Source organism: Phyllobacterium sp. CCNWLW109, from assembly GCF_037203905.1.
GTDB lineage: Bacteria > Pseudomonadota > Alphaproteobacteria > Rhizobiales > Rhizobiaceae > Phyllobacterium > Phyllobacterium ifriqiyense.
In genome coordinates this window covers 769,898-784,485 of record NZ_JBBCBK010000002.1, presented here as the reverse complement: position 1 = coordinate 784,485, position 14,588 = coordinate 769,898, and the positions used below count along the sequence as shown (strand labels likewise).

The 14,588-nt window shown below is 52.7% G+C and carries 13 protein-coding genes; 6 read left to right on the top strand and 7 right to left on the bottom strand.

The annotated features are described in order from the left end of the window. Nucleotides 1-52: 52 nt before the first annotated feature. Nucleotides 53-745 (bottom strand): glutathione S-transferase family protein, encoded by a 693-nt coding sequence (locus V9K92_RS09080; protein WP_337353816.1) that lies wholly within the window; start codon nt 743-745, stop codon nt 53-55. A 65-nt stretch (nt 746-810) separates the two neighbouring features. On the opposite strand from V9K92_RS09080, the gene V9K92_RS09075 reads away from it, so the two are divergent. Both V9K92_RS09075 and V9K92_RS09070 read left to right on the top strand, forming a co-directional pair. Then, the gene (locus tag V9K92_RS09075; RefSeq protein WP_337353815.1) at nt 811-1,323 is read left to right on the top strand and encodes a DinB family protein; all 513 of its coding nucleotides are present in this window, start codon (nt 811-813) and stop codon (nt 1,321-1,323) included. Between the two features lie 253 nt (nt 1,324-1,576). Then, on the top strand, nt 1,577-3,472 hold the full coding sequence (locus V9K92_RS09070; protein ID WP_115051778.1) for an ABC-F family ATP-binding cassette domain-containing protein: 1,896 nt from the start codon (nt 1,577-1,579) through the stop codon (nt 3,470-3,472). Between the two features lie 100 nt (nt 3,473-3,572). Here V9K92_RS09070 and V9K92_RS09065 read toward each other — a convergent pair whose 3' ends face one another. Beyond that, on the bottom strand, nt 3,573-5,003 hold the full coding sequence (locus V9K92_RS09065; protein ID WP_337353814.1) for an MFS transporter: 1,431 nt from the start codon (nt 5,001-5,003) through the stop codon (nt 3,573-3,575). A gap of 117 nt (nt 5,004-5,120) precedes the next feature. On the opposite strand from V9K92_RS09065, the gene V9K92_RS09060 reads away from it, so the two are divergent. Next, the gene (locus V9K92_RS09060; RefSeq protein ID WP_337353813.1) at nt 5,121-5,756 is read left to right on the top strand and encodes a helix-turn-helix transcriptional regulator; all 636 of its coding nucleotides are present in this window, start codon (nt 5,121-5,123) and stop codon (nt 5,754-5,756) included. Here the strand turns inward: V9K92_RS09060 and V9K92_RS09055 are convergent. The 5 genes from V9K92_RS09055 to V9K92_RS09035 form a co-directional block, all read right to left on the bottom strand. Further along, complete coding sequence (locus tag V9K92_RS09055; protein WP_337353812.1) at nt 5,735-6,286, bottom strand: GNAT family N-acetyltransferase; 552 nt, start codon at nt 6,284-6,286, stop codon at nt 5,735-5,737. The genes V9K92_RS09060 and V9K92_RS09055 overlap by 22 nt on opposite strands. Beyond that, the gene (locus tag V9K92_RS09050; RefSeq protein ID WP_337353811.1) at nt 6,283-6,876 is read right to left on the bottom strand and encodes a hypothetical protein; all 594 of its coding nucleotides are present in this window, start codon (nt 6,874-6,876) and stop codon (nt 6,283-6,285) included. The genes V9K92_RS09055 and V9K92_RS09050 overlap by 4 nt, the downstream gene beginning before the upstream one ends. Before the next feature lie 137 nt (nt 6,877-7,013). Continuing rightward, complete coding sequence (locus V9K92_RS09045) at nt 7,014-7,463, bottom strand: DNA polymerase III subunit chi (RefSeq protein WP_115051783.1); 450 nt, start codon at nt 7,461-7,463, stop codon at nt 7,014-7,016. Nucleotides 7,464-7,476: 13 nt separating this feature from the next. Further along, nucleotides 7,477-8,103: a glutathione S-transferase family protein gene (locus V9K92_RS09040; RefSeq protein ID WP_337353948.1), complete on the bottom strand. Its 627-nt coding sequence runs from the start codon at nt 8,101-8,103 to the stop codon at nt 7,477-7,479. A gap of 2 nt (nt 8,104-8,105) precedes the next feature. Beyond that, a complete protein-coding gene (locus V9K92_RS09035; RefSeq protein WP_336441915.1) occupies nt 8,106-9,596 on the bottom strand; it encodes a leucyl aminopeptidase in 1,491 nt (496 codons plus the stop codon). A gap of 270 nt (nt 9,597-9,866) precedes the next feature. On the opposite strand from V9K92_RS09035, the gene lptF reads away from it, so the two are divergent. The 3 genes from lptF to V9K92_RS09020 are packed head-to-tail and all read left to right on the top strand — an operon-like array spanning nt 9,867 to nt 14,525. Beyond that, nucleotides 9,867-11,072 (top strand): LPS export ABC transporter permease LptF, encoded by a 1,206-nt coding sequence (gene lptF, locus V9K92_RS09030; protein WP_115051786.1) that lies wholly within the window; start codon nt 9,867-9,869, stop codon nt 11,070-11,072. After that, complete coding sequence (gene lptG, locus V9K92_RS09025; RefSeq protein ID WP_337353810.1) at nt 11,069-12,157, top strand: LPS export ABC transporter permease LptG; 1,089 nt, start codon at nt 11,069-11,071, stop codon at nt 12,155-12,157. Before lptF ends, lptG begins: the two co-directional genes overlap by 4 nt. Nucleotide 12,158: 1 nt before the next feature. Further along, a complete protein-coding gene (locus tag V9K92_RS09020; protein WP_337353809.1) occupies nt 12,159-14,525 on the top strand; it encodes an LPS-assembly protein LptD in 2,367 nt (788 codons plus the stop codon). The last annotated feature ends 63 nt before the right edge of the window (nt 14,526-14,588 follow it).

Below are 14,588 nucleotides of genomic sequence, written 5' to 3'. Positions count from 1 at the left end.
GCCAAGAGACCTTTTACCCGATGCGCTTGAATGCCCCTCCTGAACTGCCCTCTTATGCCGCAGCCAATACCTTACGGGCTATGCCGCCATGCAGATCGAGACACCGCTCGAACCAGTCTACAACCGGATCTCCCTCATCAAACAGCTTGTAAGGCGTCAACACCCTTGCCCATTGGAATGCGCCGAAAACAATGTAGTCGCCAAAGAGCGGCGTTTCACCGCCAATGAATGGCTGCGAGAGCAGCATCTTGCGGATCGGAGCCAGGCTTTTGGTAAATGCGTCGCGCTTACTATCGCGATCAGCGGCGACATCTTCAAGCTTGCGGCCAAAAATCTGTTCGCGGCTTTCGCGAAAATAAGCCTGGTTTGGTGTGTCCAGCACATCGTGTACCGGCATCAGCACGACCAGATTGAGGAAGGGATGCAGGATCATTTGCGAATACCCCTCGACAAAACGAGCCATGGCGCGACCGCCCTCGCCTTTGAAAAGTGAAGGACGGTCCGGATAATGATCCTCCAAATAGAGCGCGATGTCGAATGAATCAGCAACGAGCTTCTCGCCATCCCTTACCACCGGGACCTTGGCGGAATAGCCGTTTTCAAGTTTCGGAATATCAATAAAAGAGACCGCATTCCTGTCAAATGGCAGGCCTTTATGAGCGAGTGACATCACTGTCTTCCAGCAATGAGGACTAAATGGGCGGCTCTTGTCAGTACCGACAAGCTCGTGCAGAACAATTCCCATGGCAAATTACCTCGCTCGATATAATATGTCAGCAATACTGACTCTTGTAATGGAGAAGTCAACGGATGGAACAGCATTTTCAAATGCTGGCGGCATATAACCGCTGGGTAAACGAGCGGCTCTATATCGCAGTGGCCGAGCTGGAGGACGAGGAATACCGCCGTGACATGGGCGCTTTTTTTGGCTCGTTGCACAGGACGCTAAACCACCTGCTGGTGACTGACCGCATCTGGATGTTTCGCTTTAGCGGCGAAGGGGATGCTCCCAAGGCTCTCGATGCGATACTCTTTGACAGGTTCAATGAGCTGAAAGCGGCGCGGGAGCAGGAAGATGCCCGCATTTTAAACTGGGTACGGAGCTTGGACAGCAAGGCAATCGCCTCTCGTTTCACCTATACAACCGTGAGTGACATGCGCACCATCAGCCAACGGCTGGCACCAGCTCTGGCGCATCTGTTTAATCACCAAACTCACCATCGCGGTCAGGCTCACGGTATTTTGACGAGTCTTGGAAAGACCTTGCCTTCGTTTGATCTCGCTCAATTTCAAAGGACTGAAGAAGGTAGGCCTTATTCTTGAACTCTTCCTTCAAACTATTGAAAATCTTTGCAAGAACGCAATAGCGCCCTTCGACAAACTCAGGATGAGGAAGGTGGTGGGTTGCAGGCATCAAGAATTGCAGCTTCAGTGATATTATTGCGGAGCATCAACCTTCGTCATGGTGAGCCATCCTGAACTTGTCGAAGGGCGAACCCCGCATAGCAGCCGTGCAATCTGACTTTTAAACACGAATACCTTGCGGAAATGAGATTTCCCGTGCAAAAGCGCGGCCATGCTTATTCTCGACGATATATCCGTGCGGATGGCCGGCCGTTTGCTGATCGATCACGCCAGTCTCAACCTGCCATCCGGCACAAAAGCCGGACTCGTGGGCCGCAATGGTGCGGGTAAATCCACGCTGTTCAAGGTCATCACTGGCGAACTCCATGCAGAGACCGGCGATTTCTTCCTGCCGAAGAATATCCGCATCGGTCAGGTGGCGCAGGAAGCGCCGGGCACCGAAGACTCGCTGATAGAAATCGTGCTTGCCGCCGACAAGGAACGTACGGAACTGCTAGCCGAGGCGGAGACTGCAACCGATCCGCATCGTATTGCCGATATTCACATCCGACTGGCCGACATTGACGCGCATTCGGCTGAAGCCCGCGCCGGAGCAATTCTTTCTGGCCTTGGTTTTGATGCGGAAGCGCAAAAACGACCGGCATCGTCTTTTTCCGGCGGTTGGCGCATGCGCGTTGCCCTGGCGGCGGTGCTGTTTGCTGAGCCGGATCTTCTGCTGCTCGACGAGCCAACCAACTATCTCGATCTGGAAGGCACCTTATGGCTGGAAGATTATGTGCGCCGTTATCCGCATACCGTCATCCTCATCAGCCATGACCGCGACCTTTTGAACTCCGCCGTCAACTCCATCATCCATCTGGATCAGACCAAGCTGACACTTTGGCAGGGCAATTACGATCAGTTCGAACGTCTGCGTTCGGAAGCGCTGGAATTGCAGCAGAAGGCGCGTACCAAGCAGGAAGCCCACCGCAAGCACATGGAGGCCTTTGTGGAGCGTTTTCGCGCCAAGGCATCCAAGGCCAAGCAGGCGCAATCACGCTTGAAAGCCTTGCAGAAGCTCAAACCGATTTCCGCGCACATTGAGGATCATGTGATGCCATTCCATTTTCCGGAACCGGAAAAGGTCGTGGCCTCTCCTATTATCGCGATTGAAAGCGGTGAAGTCGGCTATACGCCGGGCAAACCCATTCTCAAGCATTTGAACCTGCGCATCGATGCGGATGACCGCATTGCGCTGCTCGGGTCGAATGGCAATGGTAAGTCCACGCTTGCCAAGCTGATTAGTGGCCGCCTACCTTTGCAAAAAGGCAAGATCACGGTTGCTTCGAACCTGAAAATTTCCTTCTTTGCCCAACATCAGCTGGACGATCTCGTACCGGAAGACAATGCCATCGAGCATGTCCGCAAGCTGATGCCGGATGCACCAGAAGCGAAGGTGCGCGCGCGCGTCTCGCGCATGGGTCTTGCTACGGTCAAGATGAATACGGCGGCGAAAGACCTCTCTGGTGGTGAAAAAGCCCGACTTTTGATGGGACTTGCGACGTTTGAAGGGCCAAATCTGCTGATCCTCGACGAACCGACCAACCACCTTGATATAGACAGCCGCGAAGCCTTGATGCACGCGCTAAACGAGTTCGACGGCGCTGTCATCCTGATTGCCCATGATCGCCACCTGATCGAAGCGACAATGGACCGGCTGTGGTTGGTGCGCGATGGCGCAGTTGCGCCTTACGATGGCGATCTTGATGCTTACCGCTCACTGGTTCTGGCTGATGCCAAGGCCGAGCGCTCGGGCAACAAGATCGTGGTCGAAGAAGGCCAGAAGCTCAGCAAAGCAGAACAGCGGAAGCTGGCTGCCCAAAAGCGCGAGGCATTAAAGCCGTTGCAGAAAAAGATTCAGGAAGCCGAAGCACAGGTTCAGCGCTTCCAGAAGAAGATCGACTCGCTGCAAGTCCAACTCGCGGACCCGATCATCTATTCCCGCGAACCTGCAAAGGCGACGCAGATCGGCAAAGAGATTGGCTATGCCAAATCTTCACTGGCGCGTGCCGAGGAAGAATGGCTGGCGCTCTCCAGCGAATATGAAGAGGCCATGGCTGATTTATAATTAAGAACATCGCAAGAGAGGGAACGTGCAGGTCGAAACCGTCCCCTCTCCTGGATATTTCAGAGTTTCAGGGCCAAGACCCTAGCCCTCCGAAAGTCTGTCAAAGCTTGGGCAAATCGATTGCAAGCATTGTCTTTTTGCGCAGCGGCAAAGCATAGCCGGCAAGCAGTGCGCCGAGGCCGATAATCGTCGATACGGCGAAGATGATTATCGATGCATGCCGTAAGGCATCTGGCGTCGTTGCGAGCGGATAGCCGACAGCATTTGCAGCCAGCCCCGCTATGGCGGCCCCAATCGCATAGCCGGCAGATTGCAGGGTTGGCAGCAAGGCAGAAGCTCGATCACGCTCGCCGCTCTTGGCAGCTTCCATCACCGTTTGGCTGAGGAAGCCCCAGCTTATGCCAAAGCCCGTGCCGATCAATATTTGCCCGAGCATGACCACCAGAGGTTCGTCCAGCGAGAAACCAAAGACGATGATCGCAAGACCGCTGACGAGCAGCGTTGGTCCAAGGCGGATCATCCAGGCACGGCGGCGCGGATCCTGAATATTTGCGACAAGAATGGCAAAAAGGCTCCATGCAATTGCAAAAGTTGCGCTGAATGCACCAGCTTTGGTTGGACCATAACCCCAAAGGTTTTGTAGGGTCATAACCAGATAGACCGAGGTGGAAGCTTGCGCGACCGGCATAAGCAGCACAATCCAAAGGCCAATGCCAACCGTGGAATTGAGCGAAAAGGCATCTGACGGAAAGAGTGGTGTGTCGCTGCGACGATCAATTAGGATGACCGAGGCAAGGACTATGGCTGCACCGGCCACGAAAAGCACTTCCATGGGCACGCTCTGCATGATGCTGGCTAACGCAACGAGCATGATACCGGCACCGATGGCGGATAGGCGAAAAAATGGTACGCTTAATCGCTGTATCTCGCCGGAAAAGCGCGGAACGATGCGGAATGTCAATGCGATGAAGATCAGCCCCAAGGGAACATTGATGAGGAAGGCTGCGCGCCACGAAAGATGCTCGGTCAGCATGCCGGACACCAACGGACCACCGAATGCCGCAATAGCCCAAACGACCGCTTCAGCACCAAACACTTTGGCGACAAGCCGGGACGGAAAGAGTTCCGGGATCAGCGCGTAACAGGTGGCAGCAATAATGCCCTCGCCCACGCCCTGAAGGGCCCGGCCTATCAGGACTTCGGTCATGGATGAGGCAAAGGCCGCAATCAATGTACCAGCCAAAAATACCAGGGCCGAACCGACAAGCGCGGTACGAGAGCCGAAGCGGGCTTTCAGCAAGGCACCGCTGGCGCCGCCGACAATAGAAAACACCAGATAAAGGGTAAACGCCCAGGATATCAGCTCAATACCGCCAATTTCGCCCACGGCAGTGGGAAGCGATGTCGACACCAGAAAACCGTTAAAGGCGAAAAGGGCAACGCCCAGACAAAGTGTCGTTGTGGCTGCCGAATAGTCGGCGGTTAGCAGTTCCGACCAGCGGGCATCGCTGGGTTGAGCATGGTCACTCATGGCATTTCCTCAATTTAATTAGTTTTATGTTTTTATATTCCGCTTTATAAAACAAGCAATAGCTTTTTTAATTTTTATGCCTATATTGGCACCATGCAGGATCGCACGACAAATCGCATGCTATATTCCTTGAAAGTGACCGGGGCTCAAACAGCTGCGGCATTAGCGGAACGTCTGGATATTACCGCGGTGGCTGTTCGCCAGATGCTGGGGCGACTGCATGAAGCCGGCCTTGTCGATTATGAAGACAGCCGTGAGAGCGTGGGAAGACCCAAGAGGTTTTGGCATTTGACTGAGGCAGGAAACGCCCAGTTTCCGGATAACCATGCCGGGTTAACCAGAGATCTCATCGCTTCAATCTCTGCGGTTTTCGGGGAGTCCGGACTGGATCAACTGATTTCTCATCGCGAACAGGCGACGCTTAATCAATATCAGCTTGCACTTGAACCAATTGAAACCCTTGAAGCCAAGGTGGAACAGCTTGCAGCCATTCGCTCAGCGGAAGGATATATGGCCACCAGCACCCGCAACGCAGAAGGCAAACTCGTCCTTGTCGAGAATCATTGCCCTATTTGTGTTGCTGCAAAGGCCTGTCAAAAACTCTGCCGCTCCGAGCTTGAAGTGTTTCAAGCAGCACTTGGGCCTGATGTTGAAGTTACACGTTTCGAGCACATCCTCAAAGGTGCGCGGCGTTGTGCTTATACAATTGCAGCAAGGCCACAACAAAGCGATCAGCTTGCGATGAAGCTGTAGACCATCGGACTGATGAAACGATCCCCTACCCGCCAATAATCGCGAAGGGGTCCGCCTTCGAGTGCAAAGCCCAGTCTCGCCGCCAATCGGATTGAAGGTGCATTATCCGGATGGATAATCGCCGCAATGCGCCGCGTTTTCAGCTCATCAATGCAGTGGTTCATGATTTTTCGGACAGCCTCCGTCATCAGGCCTTGGCCGTGATATTCGGCCCGAAGAATATAGCCAATCTCAAGCTTGCGGCTGTAGGCTTCGCGATGGTGATAATTGACCATTCCGATACATTCATCTGTCTTGATATCGGCCACGGCCCAAGCAATGGCTGTTTCCGGCTGGGCTCCCTTCGCAAGAGCCCGTACCCAGCCCCGCGTTTCCTGGATATTCCTACAAGGCGCGAAATCCCAATACTGCACCAACTCCTGATTGCCGAGGCAAGCATGAAGACCCTTATCGTCCTTCGGCTCAAACTGACGCAAGCGCAGTCTTTGCGTGACCATAACAGGAAATTTTGTGGCCTGACTGGCCATCATCTTCCCCATTTCGACTGCGGCGGAACCGAAACTGGCGTTGCCTTGCCGCGGCGACGCAAAAATAAAAGCCCGGCTATGCTGATTACGATCAAGGCAATGCCAGCGGGCATGATACGCCAATCGACAATTGAAGCGTTTTTTCGCAAAACCAAATCGACATGAGCCACTTCCAACCCGTCAAAATCGCCTGGCCCTATCGTGAAGAGATAGTCTCCATCTTCGGCAGGGTTGATATCGCCAATTTCATCGCGATAGATCTGCTGCCCTTGTGGCGAACCTTTATTGGTGGCTTTTGAGCCGGTATAGTTCAATGTTTCAACAAGAACGTCTTTGCCATTATGGGTCACAACCGCGGTTAAGGCGGTGCGGCTTACCGTCGGGATAAAATTGCGAAGTGTTTGCATATCGACAAAGGCGCGCACGGGCGCATCTTCAGCTTTCAAGGTAACCGTGACAGGCTTGTATGGGCCGGGCCGGTCATAAACACGCCAGGTTCCGATCTCCTCTCCAGAGAAATTCAAGGCTGCCCAAGGTCCGCCAATGCCGAAAACTACACCTAGAACAAGCAGAAACAGGAAAACGAAACGCATCGGCGCCTCCCCTCAAAAGCAATTCCAATTTACGCAATTCCGGACGGATAACCGGTGTCCACTTTTCCTGAAATTGCCTGTCTTTGTTTTACGCAATTCCGGACGGAAAACCGGTGTCCACTTTTCCTGAAATTGCTTTAAGCCTTCTTTTCCCAGCGCCCCTCGGCATTCTGCTGCCAATAGGTCAACGCATGGCCCTGATCTTTCAGTAATTTCCATTGTGCCCGAGCCTGCTCAAGCTGCTGCTGGTCATGGCCATCAAACATCAAAATAAGGCGCTCATAGTTTTCGGCATCACTTGGGACGGCTCCGTCAACGAGAAACCGGACCGTTGCCGCATTGGGATTGGCATCCGTTGTCGTCAGGATAACCGGCTGTTCTTCAGGATTGGCCTCCTGATCCGTGCCATGGGCAAGAAATGACGAATCCGACCAGGTCCATAAATGATTATCCAGACTGTCGCGCCGTTCCTGCGAGCCAGTCTGGATGACAACTCTCCACTTCCGGTCAAGCGAGCGCTCAACGAGCCCGGGCAACGCATTTTCCAGGGTCGATTCAGTCAAGTGGTAGAAGAGAATTTCAGTCATTTCATTCCGTATGTCAGAATTTCATGCAGTCCGGTCGTGTCTCGACCATACTGGCGGATACACGCATCGAATCCCACCATTCCCGCAAGCGTGGCCTCTCGTCAATCAGCGCGGCCCCTGGTTCCACTGTATCGGCAGCGGCAAGAGTGCTCATCATATAGAATGTGGCAAGTGTTGGCGTTGTGAAGCCGCAGGCAGGTGACTTGTCAAGAATTCCCTCGATAACACCCAGCACCTGTCGGGATTGGGTAATTGCCTCGTCCGTCGGTGCAAGTCCATCACGCCAATAGATCGGAACATAAAGCCCCCAGACCAATGGCCGGTAGGCATATGCATCAACAATTCGCATGAGCTGCCGCATGCGTGCTGCATCCTTTACAGATGACGGTATCAATGCAGGCTCGTCAAAAACTGCGTCGATATAATGCACAATGGCATCGGTCTCATAAAGACCGAAACCATCTATTTCTATCGCCGGGATTTTTCCGAATGGATGCAGCTGGTCATAGTGAGCCGGGAGCTTTCCTCCCTCGAAAGGGTCAGCCTCCACCATTGAAAATTTGGCTCCCTTAGTGAGGAGGACAAGTCTGACAATGCGTACATATACGCTCTCAAACGTTCCATAGAGGTTGATCTCCACGGTCAACCCTCAAAATTATCCTGAACAAATCTGTCCAGAAGCCGCACGCCGAATCCTGAAGCCCAGGACTGGCTGTATTCATTGGTGGGAGCGCCTATCGCCGTGGCAGCGATGTCCAGATGCGCCCAAGGCGTATCGCCGACAAAGCGCTGCAGGAATTGTGCAGCTATGATCGCGCCGCCATAGCGCCCGCCAATATTTTTCATGTCGGCATTCTTGGTATCGAGAAGCTTGTCATATTCCGGTCCAAGAGGCATGCGCCAGAGTTTTTCTCCCGTAGCCTGTCCGGCCTCCAAAAGTTGCCCCGCAAGCTCGTCATTATTGGAGAATAGACCCGCATGATGAAGACCGAGCGCTATCATGATCGCGCCGGTTAGCGTGGCGAGATTTATCATGAGCTTTGGCTTGAAACGATCATTGCAGTAGTAAAGCGCATCCGCCAGAACAAGACGTCCCTCGGCATCGGTATTGAGCACTTCTATGGTTTGCCCCGACATAGAGGTCACGATATCGCCCGGACGTTGTGCATCGCCGTTGATCATGTTTTCCACGATGCCGATCACGCCGACGACATTTACTTTTGCCTTGCGCGTGGCCAAAGCATGCATCAGACCGGTGACAGCAGCAGCGCCGCCCATATCGCCCTTCATCTCCTCCATGCCACCCGCGGTTTTGATGGAGAGACCGCCGCTATCAAAGGTGACCCCCTTGCCGATAAATGCGATCGGCTGGTCCTTGCCCTTGCTTCCGTTCCAATGCATCACGGCCAGACGCGCCGGGCGGGTAGAACCCTGTGCAACACCGAGAAGCGAGCCCATGCCCAGCTTTTTCATATCTTTCTCGGACAATATTTCGACCTTCACGTCGAGCTTCTTCAGCTCCTCAATGCGTTCAGCAAATTCGATGGGTCCAAGCATATTGGCAGGTTCGTTCACCAGATCACGCGCCAGCACAACGCCTTCTGCGACCGCTTCGGCTTGAGCAAAAGCTTTTTTTGCCGCTTGAGGATCTGCCACGTGAATGGTTATGCGGGCTGAGCGATAATCCTTTTCGCCGTCCCTGTTCTTTTTCGTTTTGTATTTGTTGAAACTATAGGAGCGCAGCAATATGCCGAGTGCAAAATCAGCGGCGCTTGTGGCCGAAATTTGCGTATCCGGAAGCGCCAGAACAATCGATATGTCTTTCACACCGGCCACTTTCGCAAGAGCGGCACCGCCCATTTTCAGCCAATCATCGGCCTTAAGTTTGTCTGGATCACCCGTTCCTATCAGCACCAGCCGATCAAGTTGAGTATCCGCAGGAGCGATTGTGGAAATACCCGAAGCCAGTTTACCTTTAAAATCCGAAACATTGATGATACGCGACAGCGCATCGGCACCGATAACAGATTCGGCCTCTGCAGAGATCTTACCTTCAGCATTGGCCAGCAAAATGGCAGTCTTGCCTTCGATTGGCGCGTGCTTCGCAAAACTGATGGATGGGCGTTTGGACATGATATCTCCAGATTGAACAAAACGTGATTTTCTTATTTATCAAACGTGATGAAATAAGGGACTCAACGAAGTATGTGGACTAACACCTTGTTAACCAGCTTTCTTCGCCTATTTTTAGCCAAGCCTGACTAGATTGAACTAAAGTCGATATATAGAACACGTAACGGGTTCGTCCCAAAATTCCATGGGCTTCATGGGATAAACTGAACAGCCGGTCTTTCCGGTCCGGTGGTTAAACAAGGTGGCGGAACTCTTCTTGCGAAACATGACATGCGCCTGATTGAGATATATATCTTGCGACGGATCGTCGTCATGTTTTTTGCTGTGCTGCTTTCGGCAGTCGGCGTGACGTGGATTGTCCAGGTGCTGGGGCGCATCAATTTCCTGACGACCAGTGGGCAAAGCTTTTTCTACGTTCTCAAATTCAGTTCCAACCTGCTTCCATCCGCCTTCCCGCTTGTTATGCCATTTGCGCTGGTGATTGCTGTTACGCAGACGCTTTCGACAATGAACCAGGATTCAGAGCTTGTCGTTATCAATGCCGCGGGCGCGCCGCGCTCAGCGGTGATCCGCCCCGTTCTGCTTTTTGCCGCCTTCGTTTCGATATCGTCATTCGTGATCGCAAATTTCATTGCGCCGTATTCCACGCTCAATATGCGCCAGATGATTGCCGACGCGAATGCTGACGTCGTTAATCTTGTGGTGCAGCAAGGCGCTTTTCAGGAACTGGCGGACAATCTTTACATTCAGATCGAAGCACGCGATTCCAACGGCTCCATCAAGGGACTATTTGTTTCCGATTCTCGCGATCCAACGACAGACCTCATTTATTACGCCAAGGAAGGACTGGTCGTCGAAACGGGAAACCAGAATCTGCTGGTCATGAAAGACGGTGAAATCGATCGTCGCGATGTCCAGACCGGGAATGTTTCCATCATCAAGTTCAATACATATGCGCTTGATCTTGCAGCGTTTTTGGCGGCAGATGAAAAAGAGCCGACCATTTTTGCGAAAGACCGCCCTCTGGATGAACTGTTGAATCCCGATCCGAACGACAAGCAATATAAGAGCAACCCACTGCGCTACACGTCTGAACTATACAAGCGTTTCACTGAGTGGAGTTATGCCTTTGTATTTGCGTTGATTGCGCTGGCGGCGGCTGCCGATTCGCGCTCCCATCGCGAGGCCCGGATTTCGGCCTCGTTTACCGCCATTACGCTCAGCCTCATCGTATTCTGGATGGCCTATTCGACGGGGCAAAACACCAATAAAAATGCAGACCTGCTGCCACTGCTGGTCGCGATACCACTGTTTGCGGGTCTGGCTGCAACCTATGCTTTGGTCACAAACCGGCAAATCGGTTTGCCTGATAGTTGGACGAAGTGGCTGAAATCAAACCTGGCAGCCCGGCAGGAAGCTTTTGCCGGCGTAGGCACGAAGCTGTTCAGTCGCAAACGCGGAGGCAACCGCAAATGATAGGTTGGACTCTGGGTCGCTATTTCTTTTTGCGCTACGTGACAATCACGGCATATTTTTTGCTGGGCAGTTTCGCGCTGGCACTCATTCTCGATTTTACGGAGCTGTCGGGCAAATTATCGGCATTACCCGACTATTCGCCACTTGCCGCATTCGGCATATCGGCGATGCGCATCCCTTTCATCATGCAGCAGGTCTTTCCATTCATCGCCCTGTTTTCGGCAATGGCAACGTTGATTTCCCTGAATCGCAAGTACGAACTTGTTGTCGCTCGTTCAGTTGGGGTTTCAGCGTGGCAGTTCCTGTTGCCAGCCTGCGCAGGTGCCCTGCTTTTTGGTCTTATTGCCATATTACTGGTCAATCCCCTCGCCGCTCACGGCTATGAGCGAAGCGAGCAAATCACCTCCGCCTGGCGTTCCGGCAAAGCCAATGATGTTGGCACGAACCGCGTTCCGTGGCTCCGCCAAAAGACTGAAGATGGCGAAACCATCATCGGTGCCAAATCTATCGTCAATCGTGGTTTACGATTGGTTGACGCGACTTTCATTCGGCTGGACAAGAATCAGGACATTCGGGAACGGCTTGATGCGCGAACCGCTGACTTGAAAGATGGCTATTGGGAACTGAACAATGTGACCAAATTTGTGCTTGGCGAAACCCCGGCTCCGTTGGATTCAATACGTATTCCGACGCATCTTCGCCCTGAATTCGTTGAAGAAAGCCTCGCCAAGCCTGAAACAATTCCTTTTTTTGAGCTGCGTAACAAAATTGCCGCAGCCCGTTCTTTTGGTTATTCAGCCAACAGTTTTGACATGCATTTCCAGTCTTTGCTGGCTTTACCGGCTTTGTTGATGGCGATGACTTTGATCGCCGCGACAGTTTCGTTGAAATTTGTTCGCTTTGGACAATCCGGAACGATGATTCTGGGTGGCGTCCTGGCGGGCTTCGTGCTTTATGTCGTCACTGTTGTGGTCAAGGCATTTGGCAATGCGGGATTCGTCCCGCCTTTCATAGCCGCATGGACACCCGTGTTGATTGCAACATTTTTTGGGGTCTCCTTTCTGTTGCACAAGGAGGATGGTTAGAGTGGGATTGAATGTAACGCGCTCGGTGTTACCGTCGTGGCTCGCACGTTTGTTGTGCGGGACGGCAGTGCTATGCCTAGCGGGCGGGATTTCGCTCCCAGCCTATGCCCAGACAAATGATGCACTTGTGGGCACTGTCCAGACTAATCCAAATGCACAGCTTCTTCTGGAATCAGACGAGCTTGTCTACGACATCAATGCCAAGACGATTTCCGCCGTTGGTGGTGTGCAGATTGACTATGATGGAAACCGGCTTGTCGCGCGTCAGGTCACGTATGACCAGAATACCGGCCGCCTGAAAGCCATGGGCAAGGTTGAGATTGTCGAAAAAGACGGCAATCGGATTTATGCCGAGAATCTCGATGTCACCGACGATTTCCGCGAAGGCTTTGTCAATGCCCTGCGCGTTGAGTCCGCTGACAATACGCGGTTCGCAGCCGAAAGCGCCGAGCGTATTGGCGGCGAAATTACAACCTTTAACAACGGTATATATACTGCCTGCGAGCCTTGCCGGACAAAGCCGGACAAAGCTCCACTCTGGCAGGTCCGTGCGCAAAAGATCATTTGGAACGGCAAGAAGAAGACCATTCGTTTCGAGCGTGGCCGTTTTGAAATGTTCGGCATGCCATTGGCGTTCCTGCCAGCCTTCGAAATTGCAGATCCGACAGTCAAGCGCAAAAGTGGCTTTCTCATTCCAAGCTACAAGCATGAAACCAACCTCGGATCAGGCGTTTCCGTGCCGTATTTCTGGGCCCTTGCACCCAATTATGATCTGACGCTTACCGGTACTTATTACAGCAAGCAGGGTTTCCTCGGTGAAGCTGAATGGCGCCATCGCCTGAATAATGGCGAATATTCGATCAAGGTCGCCGGTATCAGTCAGCGCGATCCGGAGGCGTTTAAATACAATGACTATCGTGACAATCTAGACGACTTTAATGTCGATCGCGATAATCACGGCCGCGGCATGATCGCGACGAAGGGGGCTTTGCGTATCAATCCGCGATGGACTGTCGGCTGGAATGTTATGGCCCAATCGGACAAGGCGTTCGCCTATCGATATGGCATTGATCAATACGACAATTACAATATCACCAATGAAGTATACCTGACAGGCATCAATGATCGAAACTTCTTCGATCTTCGCTTCTATAATTTCCTTGTTCAGGAATCGATTGGTAATGATAATTCCCGCGCCCAAGAAACGAAGCAACCTTGGGTAATGCCAAGTTTGGATTACGCTTTCACGCCCACACAATCAGTTGCAGGCGGCGAACTGAATTTCGATGTTAATTTGCAAGCTCTGCATCGTGATAGGCAAAGTGGTACCGGATTCGACGATGTTACCCGCGAAGGTTACATTTCCGGCATCAAAGGCAATGATGGGCGTCTGACCGCTGAAGCGGAATGGAAACGTACATTCATCGCGCCTAACGGCCTGGTTATTACACCCCTCCTCGCTTTGCGCGGCGATGGAATGTATGTGGACTCCGACACGGCCGCTGTGGTGCGTTCTGAAGCCTTCCGCGGCATGGCGACAGCAGGTCTTGAGGCCAGATGGCCTATCCTGTTCTCAACGACCAGCTCGACGCATGTGCTTGAGCCGACTGCTCAGCTATTCGTTCGCAACAATGAGCCCTATGCGGGCGAGATGCCGAACGAAGACGCACAGAGCTTTGTTTTCGACGCATCCAGCCTGTTCGAGCGTGACAAATTTTCCGGTTATGACCGGGTTGAAGGTGGCACGCGCGTCAATCTCGGCGTTCGCTATTCCGGTACATTCAGTAATGGCCTGTCGCTCAATGGTATTGCTGGCCAGTCATTCCATATCGCCGGGAAAAATTCGTTCAATACGAATGACTTCGTGAATGTTGGCGCAGAGTCTGGCCTTGAAGATGACCGTTCAGACTATGTTGCGATGATTGGTGCCAATTATGGCCGGTTCAACGTGACAACTGGCGGGCGCTTCGACAAGGACACATTTGAGGTTCGCCGCGCCGAAGTTGCCAGCACTGCGGATGGCAAGTATGGCTCAGCCTTTGTCAAATATGCGTTCATTGACGCCCAGAAAACCTATGGTTTCAAAGATGACCGTCATGAAGTGACGGTGGGCGGCTCTGCCAAGATAACGCCAAACTGGCGCGTTCTGGGATCAGGAACTTATGATCTCGTATCCGAGACGTTGGTGAAGCGCACCGCAGCGCTGGCCTATGATGATGAATGCTTCACATACAGCATGTATTATCAGCAAGAGCAGCCTGTGACCGTTAATGGCGCAGAGGGCGACAAGACGACGAAATTCGGGTTCAATATCTCGTTCAGAACGCTCTGGGGCGTTGGTGAGCCAGTTGATATTGGCGGCATCTAACCATCACGTTTGACGACCGCTCTTGCGGTCAGTCACGCTTTTGCCTTAGTAAAGCGACAGTAA

What these genes read in the sequence shown, in the direction of transcription:
- V9K92_RS09080 (WP_337353816.1), bottom strand. Translation starts at nt 745, where the DNA reads ATGGGAATTGTTCTGCACGAGCTTGTCGGTACTGACAAGAGCCGCCCA.
- V9K92_RS09035 (WP_336441915.1), bottom strand. Translation starts at nt 9,596, where the DNA reads ATGTCCAAACGCCCATCCATCAGTTTTGCGAAGCACGCGCCAATCGAA.
- V9K92_RS09045 (WP_115051783.1), bottom strand. Translation starts at nt 7,463, where the DNA reads ATGACTGAAATTCTCTTCTACCACTTGACTGAATCGACCCTGGAAAAT.
- V9K92_RS09055 (WP_337353812.1), bottom strand. Translation starts at nt 6,286, where the DNA reads ATGATGGCCAGTCAGGCCACAAAATTTCCTGTTATGGTCACGCAAAGA.
- lptF (WP_115051786.1), top strand. Translation starts at nt 9,867, where the DNA reads ATGCGCCTGATTGAGATATATATCTTGCGACGGATCGTCGTCATGTTT.
- V9K92_RS09065 (WP_337353814.1), bottom strand. Translation starts at nt 5,003, where the DNA reads ATGAGTGACCATGCTCAACCCAGCGATGCCCGCTGGTCGGAACTGCTA.
- V9K92_RS09070 (WP_115051778.1), top strand. Translation starts at nt 1,577, where the DNA reads ATGCTTATTCTCGACGATATATCCGTGCGGATGGCCGGCCGTTTGCTG.
- V9K92_RS09075 (WP_337353815.1), top strand. Translation starts at nt 811, where the DNA reads ATGGAACAGCATTTTCAAATGCTGGCGGCATATAACCGCTGGGTAAAC.
- V9K92_RS09050 (WP_337353811.1), bottom strand. Translation starts at nt 6,876, where the DNA reads ATGCGTTTCGTTTTCCTGTTTCTGCTTGTTCTAGGTGTAGTTTTCGGC.
- lptG (WP_337353810.1), top strand. Translation starts at nt 11,069, where the DNA reads ATGATAGGTTGGACTCTGGGTCGCTATTTCTTTTTGCGCTACGTGACA.
- V9K92_RS09060 (WP_337353813.1), top strand. Translation starts at nt 5,121, where the DNA reads ATGCTATATTCCTTGAAAGTGACCGGGGCTCAAACAGCTGCGGCATTA.